We start from the raw sequence: 20,025 nt of genomic DNA on the forward strand, positions 1-20,025 counted from the left end.
GAGCCCGCCCGACCATGAGCAACCGCCGCACCTTCCTCAAACAGGCCGGCCTGCTGGCCGCCAGCCTGCCCCTGCTGCCCGAGGCCCTGGCCAGCAGCGAGACGCCGCTCACCGGCGCCGACAAATGGCGCAACCTGCGCACGCTGTTCCCGCTCGACCCGCAGGTGGCGCACTTCGCCAACTTCCTGGTCACCGCCCACCCGCGCCCGGTGCAGGCGGCCATCGACCGCCACCGCGCCGACCTCGACCGCAACCCCGCCGCGCTGATGGACTGGGAAAGCCAGTACGAATGGCAGCGCGAGGACGAAGTGCGCGAATGGGCCGGGCGCTACCTTGACGTGCAGCCGCGCCAGGTCGCCCTCACCGGCAGCACCACCGAAGGCCTGGCGATGATCTATGGCGGCCTTGCGGTGAACGCCGGCCAGGAGATCCTGGTCACCGAGCACGAGCACTACTCCACGCACAAGGCGCTGGCCTTCCGCACCCAGCGCCAGGGCACCACGGTGCGCAAGATCCGCCTGTTCGACGACCCCTGGACGGTGTCCACCGACCAGGTCCTGAGCACGGTCGACAAAGCCATCGGCCCACAGACCCGAGTGCTCGGCATGACCTGGGTGCACTCGGGCAGTGGCGTCAAGCTGCCAGTGGGCGAGATCGGCGAGCTGGTGCGCCGGCACAACCGCAACCGCAGCGAAGCCGAGCGCATCCTCTACGTGGTCGATGGCGTGCACGGCTTCGGCGTGGAGAACGCGCGCTTCGCCGACTTCAACTGCGACTACTTCATCGCCGGCACCCACAAGTGGATGTTCGGCCCACGCGGCACCGGCATCATCTGCGCCGCCTCCACGGGCATGCAACACCTGACGCCGACCTTCGCCACCTTCTCCCGCGATGAGGACTTCGCCACCATCATGACCCCCGGCGGCTACCACGCCTTCGAGCACCGCTGGGCCGCCGGCGAAGCCTTCAAGCTGCACCTGCAGCTGGGCAAGGCCGAGGTGCAGCAACGCATCCACCAGCTCAACAGCCTGCTCAAGGAGCGCCTTGCCGAGCATCGCCAGGTCCAGTTGGTAACCCCGCGCAGCGAGCGCTACTCGGCAGGCTTCACCTTCTTTCGCATCAAGGATCGCAACGCCGATGCCGTCGCCGCCGACCTGATCGCCAACAAGGTGATGTGCGACGCCGTGCACCGTGACGTCGGCCCGGTGATTCGCCTGGCCCCCAGCCTGCTCAACGACGAGCAGCAGATCGATCGGGCCATGGCCCTGATCACTCGCAACCTTTGAACAAGGCATTGCCCATGACCGCTCCCCTGAACCGCCTGACCCTGGCCGCCCTGCTGGCCGCCTGCAGCCTGCCGGCCCTGGCCGCGCAAGGCGCCGACACCCCCGGCAAGGTATTTCGCGACTGCGACACGCTGTGCCCGGAAATGGTGGTGCTGCCCGCCGGCACCTTCACCATGGGCACCCCGCCCGACGAAATGGGCCGCCAGGACGACGAAGGCCCGCAGCACCCGGTGACCTTCGCCAAGCCCTTCGCCATCAGCCGTTTCCAAGTGACTGCCGGCGAATGGGACGCCTACCTCAAGGCCAGCGGCACGCGCATCGCCGACGGCGACGACCGCCCTGGCCGGCGCTGCACCGCCAGCAAACCAAGCTACAAGCAAGGCCCGCGGCAACCGGCGGTGTGCATGAGCTACCACGACGTGCAGGGCTACGTGGCCTGGCTGTCGAACAAGACCGGCAAGCACTATCGCATGGTCAGCGAAGCCGAGCGCGAATACGCCGCCCGCGGTGGCAGCAGCGGCATGTTCCCGTTCCCGCTCGACCCCGATGCCACCCTGGAAATCAGCCAGCACGCCAACGTCTACGGCCCCAAGGACGGCTTCAGCTACAGCTCGCCGGTGGGCAGCTTCCCGGCCAATGCCTTCGGCGTGTACGACATGCACGGCAACGTCTACGAGTGGGTCGCCGACTGCTACCACAACAGCTACCAGGGCGCGCCGGCCGACGGCAGCGCCTGGGGCCAGGCCAGCCGCGCCGAAGGCAGCTGCAAGGTGGTGAGCATCCGCGGCAACGACTGGGGCGAGGCGCCGATCTTCTCGCGCTCGGGCAACCGCAACACCAACACCCCCGAGCGCCTGGGCGACTGGCTGGGCTTCAGGGTGGCCCGCGAGCTGTAGGCCCGGGGCTTAAATTGCCCTCCCGGCCACTCGTCCTAACGGTGTACTCACGCCTCTGATCCAGGAAACCAACATGACCTCCAAACCCCGCGGGGCCCTGAGCGAGCTGTTCACCCTGCTCAAACCCTTCTGGCCGATCGTCAGCCTGTCGATTGTCATGGGCATGGTCGGTGGCCTCAGCGTCACCGCGCTGCTGGCCACCATCAACAGCGGCCTGCACGCCGAAGGCGGCCTGAGCAACAGCGTGGTGCTGGGCTTTGCCGGGCTGTGCGCACTGGCCCTGGCCAGCTCGATCTGCTCGGACATCGGCACCAACTACGTCGGCCAGCACATCATCGCCAAGCTGCGCAAAGCCCTGGGCGAAAAGGTGCTGTCGGCGCCGATCGAGCAGATCGAACGCTTTCGCAGCCACCGCCTGATCCCGGTACTGACCCACGACGTCGACACCATCAGCGACTTCGCCTTCGCCTTCGCGCCGCTGGCCATCTCGCTGACCGTGACCCTGGGCTGCCTGGGCTACCTGGCCACGCTGTCGCTGCCGATGTTCCTGATGATGCTGCTGGCGATCGGCATCGGCAGCGTCATCCAGTACATCGCCCGCGGCCGCGGCATCAAAGGCTTCATGGCCGCCCGCGATGCCGAAGACCGCCTGCAGAAGCACTACCACGCGGTGGCCGAGGGGGCCAAGGAACTGCGCATCCACCGCCCCCGGCGCCAGCGCATGTTCCGCCAGGGCATCCAGGACACCGCCGACGAGATCTGCGCCACCCAGGTGCGCTCGATCAACACCTTCGTGATCGCCAAGAGCTTCGGCTCGATGCTGTTCTTCGTGGTCATCGGCCTGGGCCTGACCTTGCAGTTCCTCTGGCCGAGCGCCGACCCCAAGGCCATCAGCGGCTTCGTCCTGGTGCTGCTGTACATGAAAGGCCCGCTGGAGCACCTGATCGGCACCTTGCCGGTGGTCAGCCGCGCGCAAATAGCCTTTCGCCGCATCGCCGAGCTGTCCGAGCAGTTCTCCTCGCCCGAGCCGCACCTGCTGCTGCAAGACCCTGGCAGCAAGCCGGTGGCGGTCGACAGCCTGGAGTTGCGCGAGGTGAACTACATCTACCCGCCAAGCCCCGGCGCCCAGCCCTTCCAGGTCGGGCCGGTGAACCTGCGCATCAACCACGGCGACATCGTCTTCGTGGTCGGCGAGAACGGCTGCGGCAAGACCACCCTGATCAAGCTGCTGCTGGGCCTGTACCCGCCGCAGCACGGGCAGATCCTGCTCAACGGCCAGGCCATCGACGCCGCCCGGCGCGACGACTACCGCCAGCTGTTCACCACGGTGTTCGCCGACTACTACCTGTTCGATGACGTGGTGCAGGGCGACACGCACATCCCCGACGATGCCAACCGCTACCTCGAGCGCCTGGAGATCGCCCACAAGGTCAAGGTGCAAGACGGCGCATTCAGCACCACCGACCTGTCCACCGGCCAGCGCAAGCGCCTGGCGCTGATCAATGCCTGGCTGGAAGAGCGCCCGGTGCTGGTGTTCGACGAATGGGCCGCCGACCAGGACCCGACCTTCCGGCGCATCTTCTATACCGAGCTGCTGCCCGACCTCAAGCGCCTGGGCAAGACCATCATCGTCATCTCCCACGACGACCGCTACTTCGACATCGCCGACCAGCTGGTCCGCCTGCAGGCCGGCAAGGTCGTGGTCGAACGCGCCCCCGCCCTCGCCTGAAACCCACCTGGCGCGCCCCGTGCGCGCCGGGTGCGGCTGTTGCACCGCCCGCCTAAATCACCCCGCTGCCCCTTCGTCTCTCTCAATACGCTTAATTCTCCAGTGATGGCGAGACCGAGATGACACCCCACGACCACTCCACCGATGACGCGCTGCTGGCCCTGCTCTGCGGGCTCGACGAGCCCACCGCCACCCCTGCCGGCATCGTTGCCCTGGGCACCACGGACGCCCCGCTGTCCTTCGCCCAGGAGCAGCTCTGGCTGCTCGCCCAGCTCGACCCCGACGCCGCCACCTACAACCAGCCGCGCGCCTTCATGCTGCAGGGCACGTTGCGCGCCGCCGACCTGCAGCAGGCCCTGGACCGGGTGATCGATCGGCACGACATCCTGCGTTCGTGCATCCAGGAAATTCAGGGCCAGCCACGCCTGCGGGTGGAACGCGAGGCGCGCCTGAACCTGCGCAGCGTCGACCTGCGCGGCCAGCCGCAGGCCAGGCTGCAAGCGGCACTGGAGGCTGATGCCAGCACCCCGTTCGACCTCGCCCAGGCCCCGCTGCTGCGCGCCTGCCTGTACCAGCTGGACAGCGACCGCCATGTGCTGACGCTGACCAGCCACCACAGCATCAGCGATGCCTGGTCCAACCCGCTGCTGTTGCGCGACCTGGCGCAGGCGTATGCCAGCGGGCAGGCCTTGCCGCGCCCGGCCGTGCAGTACCACGACTTCGCCCACTGGCAGCGCGGCGCCTACCTGGCCAGCCCGGCGCAGGCCCAGGCCGCGCACTACTGGCGCGGCTACCTGGATGGCGGTATCACCCTGCTCGAACTGCCCACCGACCACCCCCGCGGCAGCCGCCCGCCACAGGCCGCCGGGGCCTGTGAATGGGCCATGGCGCCAGGCCTGTTCAACCAGCTCCAGGCCACTTGCCGCAGCCTTGGCCTGACCCCGTTCATGGTGCTGCTGGCGGCCTGGCAACTGGTGCTTGGCCGGCGCAGCGGCCAGGACGACTTCATCCTCGGCGTGCCCAATGCCGGGCGTAACCAGGAGCAGGTCCAGGAACTGATCGGCTACTTCGTCAACAGCCAGATCCACCGCGCCCGCCTCGACCCACGCCAGACCGTCGCCGGCCTGTTCGACCAGGTTCGCCGGCATGCCCTGGCCTGCCTGGAGCACGCCGACCACCCGCTGGAACACGTGCTTGCCGAGCAGCGCCAGGGCGCCAGCGGCGCGCTGTTCCACTGCCTGTTCAACTGGACCAGCGACAACGCCGAGCAGCCCGTCCCAAGCTTTGCCGGCCTGCGCATCGAGCCGCTGCCCAGCGCGCCCGCCAACGCCAAGTTCGACCTCAGCCTGAACATCCAGGCCGGCCGCGAGCAGTTGCGCATCACCCTGGAATACGACGCCACGCTGTTCGACGCCGCCACCGCCCAGCGCCTGGGCCAGGACTGGCTGGCGCTGCTGCAGGCCATGCTCGACCACCCGCACTGCGCGCTCGGCGAGCTGCAGCTGCCGTCCACCGCCCAGCACCAGCAACAGCAGCAAGACTGGAACGCCACCGCCCAGGCCTACCCCAGTGCGCCGTCGATCCATGCCCTGGTCGAAGCCCAGGTACGCAGCACCCCCGACGCCACCGCGCTGCTGTTCGGCGACACTACGCTGACCTATGCCCAGCTCAACCGCCAGGCCAACCAGCTGGCCCATGCCCTGATTGCCCATGGCGTGCGCCAGGACACCCCGGTCGGCATCGCCGCCGAGCGCAGCCTGGAGCTGGTGGTCGGCCTGCTGGCGATCCTCAAGGCCGGCGGCGCCTATGTGCCGCTGGACCCTGAATATCCCGCCGAGCGCTTGAGCTACATGTTCGATGACAGCAGCATCGGCCTGCTGCTGACCCAATCGCACCTGCGCGATCAGCTGCCGCTGCCGGCCGGCCTGCCCGTGCTGCTGCTCGACACCGCGCAAACCGCGCAGCCCGAGCACGACCCGCAACTGCCGAGCACGCCCGAGCAACTGGCCTACGTCATCTACACCTCCGGCTCCACCGGCCGCCCCAAGGGCGCAGGCAACAGCCACCAGGCCCTGGCCAACCGCCTGCAGTGGATGCAGACCGCCTACGGCCTGGACGCCAACGACACGGTGCTGCAGAAAACCCCGTTCAGCTTCGACGTGTCGGTATGGGAGTTCTTCTGGCCGCTGATCACCGGCGCCCGCCTGGCCATCGCCGCGCCGGGCGACCACCGCGACCCGGCGCGCCTGGTGCAGTTGATCGAACAGCACCAGGTCACCACCCTGCACTTCGTGCCCTCGATGCTCCAGGCCTTCCTGCTCGATGGCGAAATGGCCCGCTGCACCGGCCTGCAACGCATCATCTGCAGCGGTGAAGCTCTGCCGGTGGAAGCCCAGTTGCAGGTGTTCGAGCATCTGCCGCAGGCGCGCCTGTACAACCTCTACGGCCCCACCGAGGCGGCCATCGACGTCACTCACTGGACTTGCCGCGACGAAGGCAAGACCAGCGTGCCGATCGGCATCCCCATCGCCAACCTGGGTTGCTGGATCCTCGATGCCGGCCTGCAGCCGCAGGCAGCCGGGGTGATCGGCGAGCTGTACCTGAGCGGCGCAGGCCTGGCCCGCGGCTACCACCGGCGCCCGGCCCTGACCGCCGAACGCTTCGTGGTCTGCCCGTTCCGCGCCGGCGAACGCATGTACCGCACCGGCGACCTGGCGCGCTACCGCGCCGATGGCGTGATCGAATACTGCGGGCGCATCGACCATCAAGTGAAAATCCGCGGCCTGCGCATCGAACTGGGCGAGATCGAAGCGCGGCTGATGGAGCAGCCAGCCATCCATGAAGCCGCCGTGCTGGCCGTGGACAACCAGCTGGTGGCCTACCTGGTACCCAAGGCCGGCCAGATGGCGCCCGATCGCCAGCAACTGAGCCAGGCCCTGCTGGCCCACCTGCCCGACTACATGGTGCCCAACCACTGGCTGCTGCTCGACGCCATGCCCCTGAGCCCCAACGGCAAGCTCGACCGCAAGGCCCTGCCGCCGCTGAGCGGGCAGCCACAGCAGGCCGCCTACCTGGCGCCGACCAGCGCCCTGCAACGCCAGGTCGCGGCCACCTGGGCCGAGCTGCTCAAGGCCGAGCGCGTGGGCCTGGCCGACGACTTCTTCGCCCTCGGCGGCCACTCGCTGCTGGTGGCGCGGGTGGTTTCGCGCCTGCGCCACGAGCTGGCCCTGGAGTTCCCCCTGCGCCTGCTGTTCGACCAGCCGCGCCTGGGCGATTTCTGCCAGGCACTGGCCAGCCTGCAAAGCGCCACGCCCGCCACCATCCACGCCCAGGCCGAGCGCGAGCAGCTGCCGCTGTCCTTCGCCCAGGAACGCCAGTGGCTGTTGTGGAAGCTCGACCCGGCCAGCACCGCCTACCACATCCCCAGCGTGCTGCGCCTGCAAGGCCCGCTGGACGTCGCCGCGCTGAACCATGCCTTCGACCGGTTGATCGAGCGCCACGAAAGCCTGCGCACCGCCTTCACCCTCGACGGCGCCCAGCCACGCCAGCAGGTGCTCGCCCCCTGGTCGCTGGCGCTGCAGGCGCAGCCACTGGAGGCCGCCGCCCGCGAAGCCTTCGTCGGCAACCTGCTCGGCCAGCCCTTCGACCTGGCCAGCGGCCGCCTGCTGCGCGTCGGCCTGGCGCAAGTGGCCGCCGATGAACACCTGCTGGTGCTGGTGCAGCACCACATCGTTTCCGATGCCTGGTCGATGCAGGTGATGGTTCGCGAGCTGTGCGCGCTCTACCAGGGCCAGGCCCTGGCGCCACTGCCGCTGCAATACGCCGATTTCGCCGCCTGGCAACGCAGCTGGCTCGAAGCGGGCGAGCGCGAGCGCCAGCTGGCCTACTGGCGCACGCGCCTGGCCGGTGAAGCGCCGGTGCTGGAGCTGCCCTACGACCAGCCGCGCCGCGACGGCTCCAAGCGCCCGGCCGCACGCCTGCAACTGGCCCTGCCGGCGCCGCTGGGCGAGGCCCTGCAGCGCTTCGCCAGCGCCCGTCAGGCCACCACGCCGATGGTATTGCTGGCCGCCTGGCAAGCCGTCTTGCACCGCTACACCGGCCACGCAGACATCCGCATCGGCGTGCCGGTGGCCAACCGCAACCGCCTGGAAACCGAGCAACTGATCGGCTTCTTCGTCAACACCCTGGTACTGCGTGCCGACTGCAGCGCCGACCTGTCGTTCGCCGGGCTGCTGGCCCAGACCCGCCAGGCGATGATCGAGGCCCAGGACCACCAGGACCTGCCCTACGAGCAACTGCTGGAACACCTGATGCCGCAACGCGGCGCGCAGCAGGCGTTGTTCCAGGTGCTGTACAACCACCACCAGGCCGCCGACGCCGCGCATCTCGGCGGGCTGCGCCTGGAGGCCCTGGACAGCCAGCCGCAGCAGGCCCAGTTCGACCTGGCGCTGAGCACAGCCCAGGGTGAACATGGCCTCAGCGCCGCCTTCACCTACGACCGCGACCTGTTCGACGCCGCCACCCTGCAACGCCTGGCCAACCACTGGCAGGCCCTGCTCGAACAGGCCCTGCAGCACCCCGAGCTGCCGCTCGCGCGCCTGGCCATGCTCGCCCCGGCCGAGCGCCTGCAGGCCCAGGAGGCATGGAATGGCGACGCTGTTTCGCACCCGCAAAGCCAGGCCCTGGCCGAACGCATCGAAGCCCAGGCCCAACGCCGGCCGCAGGCCGTCGCCTTGCGCTATCAGGGCCAGGCCCTGAGCTACGCCGAGCTCAACCTGCGCGCCAACCGCCTGGCGCATCGCCTGATCGCCGCCGGTGTGGGCGCCGATGTGCCGGTTGGCCTGGCCGCCGAGCGCGGCTTCGAGATGATCGTCGGCCTGCTGGCCATCCTCAAGGCCGGCGGCGCCTACGTGCCGCTCGACCCTGCGCACCCGGCCGAACGCCTGGCATTCGTGGTCAGCGACAGTGGCCTCAAGGTACTGCTGGCCCAACCCGGCCTGCTCACCGAGCTGCCAGCGGGCAACCTGCTGCGCCTGGACCTCGACGCAGCCCATGCAGAGCAACCCACGCACAACCCGGCGCCACGCAGCGGCGTCGACAACCTCGCCTACATCATCTACACCTCCGGCTCCACCGGCCTGCCCAAAGGCACCCTGCTCAGCCAGCGCAACGTGCTGCGGCTGTTCAGCGCGTGCGACCGCTGGTTCCACTTCGACCATGAAGATGTCTGGACCCTGTTCCACTCCTTCGCCTTCGATTTCTCGGTGTGGGAAATCTTCGGCGCGCTGCTGCACGGCGGGCGCCTGGTGATCGTGCCGCAAACCCTCAGCCGCGACCCGCAAGGTTTCCTGCAACTGCTGGTGAACGAGCGCGTCAGCGTGCTCAACCAGACCCCTTCGGCGTTCAAGCCGCTGACCCAGGCCGCCTGCGCCAATGCCTCGCCAGCGCTGGCCCTGCGCCTGGTGATCTTCGGCGGCGAAGCCCTCGATGTGGCCGCCCTGCGCCCCTGGCTGGAACGCTTCGGCGAGCAGCGCCCGCGCCTGGTGAACATGTACGGCATCACCGAAACCACCGTGCACGTCACCTACCGGCCGATCACCCTGGCGGACCTGGCGCGCAACGTCAGCCCGATCGGCGAGCTGATCGACGACCTCAGCGGCTACCTGCTCGACGGCGAGCTCAACCCGGTGCCAGCGGGCTGCATCGGTGAGCTGTACATCGGCCAGGCCGGCCTTGCCCGCGGTTACCTCAACCGCGCCGGCCTCAGTGCCACGCGCTTTGTCGCCAACCCGTTCGCCGAGGCACCCGGCAGCCGCCTGTACCGCACCGGCGACCTGGCCCGCCGGCGCGGCGACGGCACCCTGGAGTACATCGGGCGCATCGACCAGCAGGTGAAGGTGCGCGGCTTCCGGATCGAGCTTGGCGAGATCGAAGCCCGGCTGCTGGCCCAGCCGGGCGTGGCCCAGGCCGTGGTGCTGGCCGCCCCAGGCCCGGCCGGCACGCGCCTGCTGGCGTACCTGGTGGCCCACCCCGGCCAGCCCCAGGACAGCGCCGCCCTGCGTGCCGCGCTCAAGGCGCAGATGCCCGACTACATGGTCCCGGCCCACTGCGTGTGGCTTGAGCAGTTGCCCCTGACCGTCAACGGCAAGCTCGACCGCAAGGCCCTGCCGGCGCCACCCGACAGCAATGCCGAACGCCCCTTGCGCGCCCCGCACACGCCCTTGCAGCAGCAGCTGGCGGGCATCTGGCAGCAGGTGCTGGGGGTTCAGGTGGTGGGCCTGGACGACGACTTCTTCGAACTCGGCGGCCACTCGCTGCTGGTGATCAACACCGTCTCGCGCATCCAGCTGGAGCTGGGCCGCGAGCTCACCCCGCAGGCGCTGTTCCAGCACCCCACCCTCGAAGCCCTGGCGCTTCACCTGGACACCACCACAACCGCGGTCGATGAACACAAGCTCGACACCCTCGAAGCCTGGCTCGACGAAATGGAGGAACACTGATGGACAGCACTACCGCTTCGAGGATTGCCAAGCGCTTCGTCCTGCTGCCGCTGGAAAAGCGCCGGCAGTACCTGCTGAAGATGCGCCAGGAGGGCCTGTCGCTGGCCAGCCTGCCGATCCCGCAGGTGCGCGAGGAATTCGTGCGCCTGCCGCTGTCCTACGCCCAGCAGCGCCAGTGGTTCTTGTGGCAGTTCGCGCGTGACTCCAGCGCCTACCACATCCCCTGCGCCCTGCGCCTGCGCGGCGCGCTGGACACCGCCGCCCTCCAGGCCAGCCTGGCGCAGTTGGTGCGCCGGCATGACAGCCTGCGCACCCGCTTCGTCGAGGACGAGCTGGGCGTCGCCCAACAGGTGGTGGCGGCAGACGACCTGCCGCTGCAGGTGACCCCGCTGCACGAGGCCGCCGTGCAGGCCTACATCCAGGACCGCGCGCGCGAGCCCTTCGACCTGGCCAACGGCGCCCTGCTGCGCGCCGAACTGCTGCGCCTGGGCGACGACGACCATGTCCTGCTGCTGGTGCAGCACCACATCGTCAGCGATGGCCGCTCGATGCAGGTGATGGTCAAGGAACTGACCCATTGCTACGCCCGCTTCAGCCAGGGCCAGCCGAGCCAGCTTGGCGAATTGCCGCTGCAGTACGCTGACTACGCCATCTGGCAACGCCACTGGATGGAAGCCGGCGAGCAGGAGCGCCAGCTCGACTACTGGCGCCAGCGCCTGGGCAGCGAGGTGCCGGTGCTGGAGCTGCCGCTGGACCGCCCGCGCCCGAGCGTGCAGCGCTTCGAAGGCGCACGCCTGCCGCTGGCGATCTCGCCAGCCGTGGCGCAGGCCGTGCGCCATTGCGCCCAGGCCCACCAGGCCACGCCGTTCATGGTGCTGCTGGCATCGTTCATGGCCCTGCTGCACCGCTACACGCGCCAGCAGGACATCCGCATCGGCGTGCCCAGCGCCAACCGCAACCGGGTCGAGACCGAAGACCTGATCGGCTACTTCGTCAACACCCTGGTCATCGACGGCCAGTGCCAACCAACCCTGTCGTTCAGCCGGCTGCTCGACCAGGTCAAGGCCACCACGCTGCAGGCCCAGGCGCACCAGGACCTGCCCTTCGAGCAACTGGTCGAGGCGCTGCAGCCAGAACGCAACCTCAGCCACAACCCGCTGTTCCAGGTGATGTTCAACCACCAGGTCGATGCGGCCCAGCACAGCGCCCCGGCAGCCGGGCACGGCCTGCACATCGAGCCGCTGGCCCTGGCTGGCGAAACCGCGCAACTGGACCTGACCCTCAATACCCACGAGGATGCCCAGGGCCTGAGCGCCAGCTTCACCTATGCCAGCGCCCTGTTCGACCACGCCACCGTCGAGCGCCTCGGCCAGCATTGGCTGCGCCTGCTGCAGCAGATGCTCGCAGCGCCCGCGCAGGCCATCGGCGAAGTCGACCTGCTGGCCGCCGATGAGCGCCGGCAACTGCTGCAACAGTGGAACGACACCGCCCACCGCTACCCGCAAGCACCGTCGATCCATGCCCTGTTCGAAGCCCAGGCGCGCAGCACCCCAGACGCCACCGCGCTGCTGTTCGGCGACACCACCCTGACCTATGCCCAGCTCAACCGCCAGGCCAACCAGCTGGCCCATGCCCTGATTGCCCAAGGCGTGCGCCAGGACACCCCAGTCGGCATCGCCGCCGAACGCAGCCTGGAGCTGGTGGTCGGCCTGCTGGCGATCCTCAAGGCCGGCGGCGCCTATGTGCCGCTGGACCCTGAATACCCCGCCGAGCGCCTGAGCTACATGTTCGAAGACAGCGGCATCGGCCTGCTGCTGACCCAGTCGCACCTGCGCGATCAGCTGCCGCTGCCAGCCGGTTTACCGGTGCTGCTGCTCGACACCGCGCAAACCGCGCAGCCCGAGCACGACCCGCAACTGCCCTGCACGCCCGAGCAACTGGCCTACGTCATCTACACCTCCGGCTCCACCGGCCGCCCCAAGGGCGCCGGCAACAGCCACCAGGCCCTGGCCAACCGCCTGCAGTGGATGCAGGCTGCCTACAAGCTGGACGCCTGCGACACCGTGCTGCAGAAAACCCCGTTCAGCTTCGACGTGTCGGTGTGGGAGTTCTTCTGGCCGCTGATCACCGGCGCCCGCCTGGCCATCGCCGCGCCGGGTGACCACCGCGACCCGGCGCGCCTGGTGCAACTGATCCACCAGCACCAGGTCACCACCCTGCACTTCGTGCCCTCGATGCTCCAGGCCTTCCTGCTCGACGAGCAGGTCGCCACCTGTAGCGGCCTGCAACGCATCGTTTGCAGTGGCGAAGCGCTGCCGGTCGACGCCCAGCAGCAGGTGTTCGCGCGCCTGCCACAGGCGAAGCTGTACAACCTCTACGGCCCCACCGAAGCGGCCATCGACGTCACCCACTGGACTTGCCGCGACGAAGGCAAGACCAGCGTGCCGATCGGCACGCCGATCGCCAACCTGGCCTGCTGGGTGCTCGACGCCGGCCTGCAGCCGCAGCCTGCCGGGGTCATCGGCGAGCTCTACCTCGGCGGCGCAGGCCTGGCCCGCGGCTACCACCAGCGCCCGGCGCTGACCGCCGAGCGCTTCGTCGCCTGCCCGTTCCAGCCCGGCGCACGCATGTATCGCACCGGCGACCTGGCGCGTTACCGCACCGATGGTGTGATCGAATACTGCGGGCGCATCGACCACCAGGTGAAGATTCGCGGCCTGCGCATCGAACTGGGCGAGATCGAAGCACGCCTGATGGAACAGCCGGCCATCCATGAAGCTGCGGTGCTGGCCGTGGACAACCAGCTGGTCGCCTACCTGGTGGCCAAGGCCGGCCAGCCCGCGCCCGATCGCCAGCAACTGAGCCAGGCCCTGCTGGCCCACCTGCCCGACTACATGGTGCCCAACCACTGGCTTTTCCTCGACAGCATGCCGCTGAGCCCCAACGGCAAGCTCGACCGCAAGGCCCTGCCCAAGCCCGGCGCGGCCCAGCCACAGGCGAGCTACAGCGCCGCCGAGGATGATATGCAGGCGCGCCTGGTGCAGGTCTGGCAGCGGGTGCTCAAGCGTGAGCAAGTGGGGATCGACGACAACTTCTTCGAGCTCGGCGGCGATTCGATCGTGTCCATCCAGCTGGTCAGCCACGCCCGCCGTGACGGCCTGCACTTCACCCCCAAGGACCTGTTCAGCCACCAGACCGTGCGCACCCTGGCGCGCGTCACCCAGACCCAGGCGCAAGCGGCGCAGGCCACTTACCTGCCGGCCCGTGGCAACAGCCTGTTGCTGCCGATGCAGCAGCAGTTCTTCGCCCTGGCCATGCCCGAGGCGCAGCGCTGGAACCAGTCGGTGATGCTCACGGCCAGCCAGGCGCTGGCCCCGGCCCACGTGCGCCAGGCGCTGCACGCCCTGGTGGCGGCCCACGATGCCCTGCGCCTGCGCTTCACTGAAGCTCAGGGCCAGTGGCAAGCCCAGTTCGGCGAACAGCCGCCCGGCGCTGACCTGCTCTGGCAATTCGACCCCAGCCTCGGCGAAACCTGGCAGGCCCTGTGCGACCGCGCCCAGGGCAGCCTGGACCTCGCCCAAGGCCCGCTGCTGCGCGCCGTGCTGGGCGAAGACCAGGGCCAGGTACGCCTGCTGCTGGTGATCCATCACCTGGCCGTGGACGGCGTGTCCTGGCGCATCCTGCTCGAAGACCTGCACAGCGCCTACACCCAGGCCAGCGCCGGCCAGCCTTGCCAGTTGCCGCCGCGCACTCTGCCGGTCCAGGACTGGGCGCTGCGCCTGCAGGCCTATGCGCAGAGCCCGGCCGGCGAGCAGGAGGCGGCATTCTGGCAACGCCAGGGCAGCGGCATCGACACTGCCCTGCCCGCGCTCGACACAACGGCGCCGCTGCGCGTGCGTGACAGCCAGAGCGTCACCACCCACCTGGACGCCGAAAGCACCACACGCCTGCTCAAGCAATGCCCGGCGGCCTATCGCACGCAGATCAACGACCTGCTGCTCGCCGCCCTGGCGCGCGTGCTGCAGCGCTGGACCGGCGCCCGCGAGCACCTGGTGGAGCTCGAAGGCCATGGCCGCGAAGCCTTTGCCGACGACGAAGCCGACCTGACCCGCACGGTCGGCTGGCTCACCAGCCTGTACCCGGCGCGCATCAGCGCCGGCGACTCGCTGGCCGAGGCGATCATGCTGACCAAGGAGCAGCTGCGTAGCCTGCCCGGCAAAGGCGCGTTCTTCGGCGCCCTGCGCAGCTATGCCCGCCCGGCGCTGCGCGAAGCCTTGAACGCCTTGCCCGCCGCGCGCATCACCTTCAACTACCTCGGCCAGTTCGACAGCGGCAACGACGATGCCAACGCCCTGCTGAGCCCCACCCCGGCAGACAAAGGCCGCGAGCAGCACCCGGACGCCCCGCTGCAGAACTGGCTGGCGCTCAATGGCCAGGTCTTCGACGGCGAGCTGCGCCTGAACTGGCGCTTCAGCCCGCTGATGTTCGACCCGGCGCAAATGCAGCAACTGGCCGACGACTACGCCGGCGAGCTGCGCGCCGTGATCGCCCTGTGCGGCCAGGGCCTGCGCATCGGCCTGACCCCCTCCGACGTGCCGCTGGCGCACCTGACCCAGGCCCAACTGGCCACGCTGCCGCTGCCCTGCGAGCAGGTCGAGGACATCTACCCGCTGACCACCGTGCAGCAGGGCATGCTGTTCCACACCCAGGACAGCGGCGACGGCGACTTCTACATCAACCAGACCAGCGTGGCGGTCGAGGGCCTGCACGCCGAGCGCTTCATCACCGCCTGGGGCCAGCTGGTGGAACGCCACGAGATGCTGCGCAGCGCCTTCTGGCAGGCAGCGCACCTGCGCGAGCCGCTGCAGGTGGTGCTGCGCCAGGGCCGGCTCGACGCCCGTGAACAGGACTGGCGCGGCCAGGCCTGCGACCCGGCGCGCCTGGCCGCGGCCGCCGAAGCCGAGCGCCGCCGCCCCTTCGACCTGCTCGCCCCGCCCTTGCTGCGCCTGCTGCTGGTGCGCCTGGACGACGAGCGCCACCAACTGATCCTGACCAGCCACCACATCCTCATGGATGGCTGGAGCCAGTCGCGCCTGCTCGGCGAGCTGTTCCAGTGCTACGCAGGCCAACCCCTGCCGGCCCGGCAAGGCCGCTACAGCGACTACATCCGCTGGCTGCAGGCACCGGCCCAACAACACAGCGAAGCCTTCTGGCGCCCGCGCCTGGCCGAGCTGCAGGGGCCAACGCAACTGACCGGTGCCGCCGGCACCCGCAGCCGCTCGGGCGCACAAGGCCACCAGGCGCTGTACCTGCACTGGGACGAGCAGCGCACCCGCCGCCTGCGCGAGCAGGCCCAGCGCCTGCGGGTCACCCCCAACACCCTGGTGCAAGCCGCCTGGGTACTGCTGCTGCAGCGCTACACCGGGCAGCCGACCGTGTGCTTCGGCGCCACGGTGTCCGGGCGCCCGGCGAGCCTGGCCGGCGCCGACAGCCTACTGGGGCTGTTCATCAATACCTTGCCGATCATCCAGACCCCGCACCCGGCGCAACCTGTTCACGCCTGGCTGCAACAGCTGCAGACCTGCAACCTGCAAGTGCGCGACCACGAGCACACGCCGCTGGTGGACATCCAGCGCTGGGCCGAAAGCAACGGCCAGGCCTTGTTCGACAGCATCATCGTGTTCGAGAACTACCCGATCGACGAGCGCCTGCAGTCGGCCGGTGACGCCGGCCTGCGCTTCGGCGAGGCGCAGCTGCGCGATGTCACCAACTACCCGATGGACCTGGCCGTGCACCTGAACACGCGCCTGCGCATCGAGTTCCTGTACCGCCTGGACCACTTCCAGGCGCACCAGGTCGAGGCCCTGCGCGGCCACTACGAGGCCTTGCTGGAAAGCCTGCTGGGCAACCCCGATGCCGCCATCGGCACCCTCGGCCTGCCGGTCGCCAGCACCCAGCCGCCGCAGCTGGCAAGTGCTGCGCCACAGCCGGACCTGGCCGCGCTGATCGGCCGCCACGCCAGCCTGCGCCCCGAGCAGGTCGCCGTGCGCTGCGACGGTCGCGCGCTGAGCTACGCCCAGCTGGAGCAGCAGGCCAACCGCCTGGCCTGGACCCTGATCGAACGCGGCATCGGCCGTGAGGACCGGGTCGGCATCGCCCTGGGCCGTTCGGTGGCCACGATCGTCGCCTTCTACGGGGTGATGAAGGCCGGCGCCGCCTACGTGCCGCTGGACATCGACTACCCTGCCGAACGCCTGCAGTGGATCATCGGCGATGCCGACGTCGCCCTGCTGCTGACCGAGCAGGCCATCGGCGAGCGCCTGGGGGTGCCTGCGCAAAGGCGCCTCGACCTGGACCGGGCGCAGCTGTCGTCGAGCGACCACGACCCGGCCCTCAAGGCCCTGGGCGAGCAGCTCAGCTACATGATCTACACCTCCGGCTCCACCGGTAACCCCAAGGGCGTGGCCGTGGCGCGCGGCCCGCTGCGCATGCACTGCCAGGCGATCATCGAACGCTACGAAATGACCCCGGCCACCCGCGAGCTGCTGTTCATGTCGTTCGCCTTCGACGGTGCCCAGGAGCGCTGGCTGTCGACGCTGGTCAGCGGCGGCCAGCTGGTGATCCGCGGCAACACCCTCTGGACCCCGCAGGAGACCTGGGACGTGCTGCACGCCGAGGCGATCAGCATCGCCTGCTTCCCGCCGGCCTACCTGCAGCAACTGGCCGAGTACGGCCAAGGCCAGCCGACCCCGCCGCCGGTGCGCATCTACTGCTTCGGCGGCGATGCGGTGGCCGACGCCAACTTCGAGCTGGTCAAGCAGGTGCTCAAGCCCCAGTACCTCACCAACGGCTATGGCCCGACCGAAACCGTGGTCACCCCGCTGCTGTGGAAAGCGCCGGCCAGTGCCCACTGCGACGCGGTGTATGCACCGATTGGCGAGGCGGTGGGCAAGCGCACGCTGTATGTGCTCGACGATTGCCTGAACCCGCTGCCGGTGGGCCTTGCCGGTGAGCTGTACATCGGTGGCGAAGGCGTGGCGCGGGGTTACCACCGCCGCCCGGGGCTGAGCGCCGAGCGCTTCGTCGCCGACCCGTTCAGCCACTGCGGCGGGCGCCTGTACCGCACGGGCGACCTGGTGCGCCAGCGCCCGGACGGCGTGTTCGACTACCTCGGGCGCCTGGACAACCAGGTGAAGATCCGCGGTTTTCGCATCGAGCTGGGGGAAATCGAAGCGCGCCTGCGTGACGTCCCCGGCGTGCTCGATGCGGTGGTGGTGGCCCGCGAGGCGGCCAGCGGCAAGCAGCTGGTCGGCTACGTGGTGCGCAGCGAGGGCGAGCGCGCCACCGCGCCGCTGCTCGAACACCTGCGCCAGGTGCTGCCGGACTACATGGTGCCGGCCCAGCTGATGGTGCTCGATGCCCTGCCGCTGACCCCCAACGGCAAGGTCGACCGCCGTGCGCTGCCCGAGCCGAGCCAGCCCGCGCGCGCTTACCAGGCGCCCGCCGACCCGCGCCAGCAGGCCCTGGCGGCCATCTGGGCCGAGGTGCTGGGGCTGGATCAGGTTGGCGTGAGCGACCACTTCTTCGAGCTCGGCGGCGATTCGCTGGGCGTGCTCAAGGTGCTGTCGCGCCTGCGCAACCAGCCGGAGCTTGGCCTGAACCTGAAGCTGCGCGACCTGATCGCCCGGCCGACCATTGCCCAGCTGTGCCCGGCCAGCGACCAGCCCCAGGCCGCGCTCGACCCGCTGTTGCTGCTCAACCGCAAAATCGAGCAGCAGGCGCCGCTGTTCTGCCTGCACGCAGGTTTCGGCACGGTGTTCGACTACCGCCCGCTGGCCCAGCGCCTGGACGGCCTGTGCAGCGTCTACGGCCTGCAGAACCGCATGCTGCTCGACCGCCAGTGGCAGGACGAATCGCTGGAGGCCATGGCCATCGACTACGCCCAGTACATCCGCCAGAAGCAGCCACAAGGGCCGTACCGCCTGCTCGGCTGGTCGCTGGGCGGCACGCTGGCGATGCTGGTCAGCCGCGAGCTGGAAAGCCAGGGGCAGCAGGTCGAGCTGCTGGGCCTGGTGGACACCTACCTGCCGGGCGAAGCTGACGCTGCGCTGGATGAGGACTGCGCTGGCGACCTGCAGGCCTTCCTCGCGGTGGTCAGCGGCTGCCCTGCGGCCAGCCTGCCGCTGCTGTCGGCGCCGGCCGATGCCGATGCGGCGCAGTGGCAGCGGTTGATCGAACAGAGCCTGCACGGTGTCGAGGCCAGCAGCCTGCCATCGAGCGAGGAACTGGCCCGCACCTTCGTCGCGGCCATGACCCTCAAGCGCCTCTCGCTGCAGTTGCACGCCCTGCCGGAGGTGGCCGCGCGCCTGGACTGCTGGTGGGCGAGCAGTTGCAATGCCGAGCATGCCCAGGCTTTCGAAGCGAACCGCGCAGTGCGCTCCAGCCAGCGCCTGAATGCCGACCACTACGCCATCGTCGGCCATGGCGCGCTGCTCGACGCCGTGCACGAGCGCCTGCACAAGGTGACTGCGCCAGCGCTCTGAACCAACGCCCGGCCGCGCTCTGCGCCGGGCCTTTTTCATCGATTTAAGGAATACCTGAATGTCCCTGGACAGTGACCTTGAAGCCTTCCTGGAATTGGCCGAACTCGGCCGCCTGACCGGCAAGAGCCAGCCCATGCACGCGCTGAGCGTGGCCCAGGCGCGGGCGGAATTCGCCAACACCTCGCGCCTGCTCGACCCGGACCCACCGGCGCATGTCGAGGTGAGCGAGCTGTTGTTCGCCACCCGCGATGGCGCGCAGTTGCCCGCCCGCCTCTACCGCCGCCCGGGCATCACGCCCAAGGCCACGCTGGTGTACCTGCATGGCGGCGGTTATGTGGTCGGCAGCCTCGACTCGCACGATTGCGTCTGCCGTCGCCTGGCCTGCCTGGGCGATTATGCGGTGTTCGCGCCGGAGTATCGGCTGGCCCCGGAGCAGCCGTTTCCGACGGCCCTGCATGATTGCCAGGATGCCGCGCAGTGGTTGCACGACAATGCCGATGCACTGCAGCTACAAGCGACGGACCTGGTGCTGGCCGGCGACAGTGCCGGCGCGACCCTGGCCACGGTGATGGCGATTACCGCAGCCGGGCAAGCGCAGGGCATGCCGGTGAAGGCGCAGCTGCTGTTCTATCCGGTGGCGCACAGCACGACCCACCGCGATTCGCACCAGCGCTATGCCGAAGGGTACCTGCTGGAGACTGCGACGCTGGACTGGTTCTATGCGCACTACCTGGGCAGCACCCAGGCCCAGGACGACTGGCGCGCTTCGCCATTGCTGCACCCGGCATTGCCGGCCATGGCGCCGGCCTATGTCAACCTGGCGCAGTACGACCCGCTGTTCGATGAAGGCTTGGCGTATGCCGGCAAGCTCGAAGCCAGTGGCACCCCGACCACCCTGCGCATCGAAGCCGGCCTGACCCATGATTTTCTGCGGATGTCGGGGATTACCGGGGCCAGTGGCGAAGTGTACGCGGCGGCTGGGCGATGGTTGGAGGGGGTTTTGGGCTAGCCGCGGCATCTCTTGGGGTAGTGAGATCGAGCGCCGCCCGCGCGGCGCATCGCGGATGAATC

At 69.4% G+C, this 20,025-nt stretch carries 6 protein-coding genes; all 6 read left to right on the plus strand.

Features of this window, described 5'->3' with window-relative positions; all coding sequences use genetic code 11:
* Window positions 1-14 precede the first annotated feature (14 nt).
* Window positions 15-1,286 (plus strand): aminotransferase class V-fold PLP-dependent enzyme, encoded by a 1,272-nt coding sequence (locus tag ACIPG5_RS22055; protein WP_401378143.1) that lies wholly within the window; start codon window positions 15-17, stop codon window positions 1,284-1,286.
* Window positions 1,287-1,300: 14 nt separating this feature from the next.
* Window positions 1,301-2,182: a formylglycine-generating enzyme family protein gene (locus ACIPG5_RS22060; protein ID WP_401378146.1), complete on the plus strand. Its 882-nt coding sequence runs from the start codon at window positions 1,301-1,303 to the stop codon at window positions 2,180-2,182.
* Window positions 2,183-2,255: 73 nt separating this feature from the next.
* Window positions 2,256-3,911, plus strand: a complete 1,656-nt coding sequence (locus tag ACIPG5_RS22065; RefSeq protein WP_401378149.1) for a cyclic peptide export ABC transporter — start codon at window positions 2,256-2,258, stop codon at window positions 3,909-3,911.
* A gap of 119 nt (window positions 3,912-4,030) precedes the next feature.
* Complete coding sequence (locus ACIPG5_RS22070; RefSeq protein WP_401378152.1) at window positions 4,031-10,411, plus strand: amino acid adenylation domain-containing protein; 6,381 nt, start codon at window positions 4,031-4,033, stop codon at window positions 10,409-10,411.
* On the plus strand, window positions 10,411-18,954 hold the full coding sequence (locus ACIPG5_RS22075) for an amino acid adenylation domain-containing protein (protein WP_401378154.1): 8,544 nt from the start codon (window positions 10,411-10,413) through the stop codon (window positions 18,952-18,954). The genes ACIPG5_RS22070 and ACIPG5_RS22075 overlap by 1 nt, the downstream gene beginning before the upstream one ends.
* A 58-nt stretch (window positions 18,955-19,012) precedes the next feature.
* Entirely contained in the window at window positions 19,013-19,963 is a 951-nt protein-coding gene (locus ACIPG5_RS22080) for an alpha/beta hydrolase (protein WP_401378157.1), read from the plus strand.
* Window positions 19,964-20,025: the final 62 nt, after the last annotated feature.

It is taken from the genome of Pseudomonas sp. NPDC087029, from assembly GCF_044745345.1.
In the GTDB taxonomy this organism is placed as follows: Bacteria; Pseudomonadota; Gammaproteobacteria; order Pseudomonadales; family Pseudomonadaceae; genus Aquipseudomonas; species Aquipseudomonas faucium.

What these genes read in the sequence shown, in the direction of transcription:
- ACIPG5_RS22080 (WP_401378157.1), top strand. Translation starts at nt 19,013, where the DNA reads ATGTCCCTGGACAGTGACCTTGAAGCCTTCCTGGAATTGGCCGAACTC.
- ACIPG5_RS22070 (WP_401378152.1), top strand. Translation starts at nt 4,031, where the DNA reads ATGACACCCCACGACCACTCCACCGATGACGCGCTGCTGGCCCTGCTC.
- ACIPG5_RS22055 (WP_401378143.1), top strand. Translation starts at nt 15, where the DNA reads ATGAGCAACCGCCGCACCTTCCTCAAACAGGCCGGCCTGCTGGCCGCC.
- ACIPG5_RS22075 (WP_401378154.1), top strand. Translation starts at nt 10,411, where the DNA reads ATGGACAGCACTACCGCTTCGAGGATTGCCAAGCGCTTCGTCCTGCTG.
- ACIPG5_RS22065 (WP_401378149.1), top strand. Translation starts at nt 2,256, where the DNA reads ATGACCTCCAAACCCCGCGGGGCCCTGAGCGAGCTGTTCACCCTGCTC.
- ACIPG5_RS22060 (WP_401378146.1), top strand. Translation starts at nt 1,301, where the DNA reads ATGACCGCTCCCCTGAACCGCCTGACCCTGGCCGCCCTGCTGGCCGCC.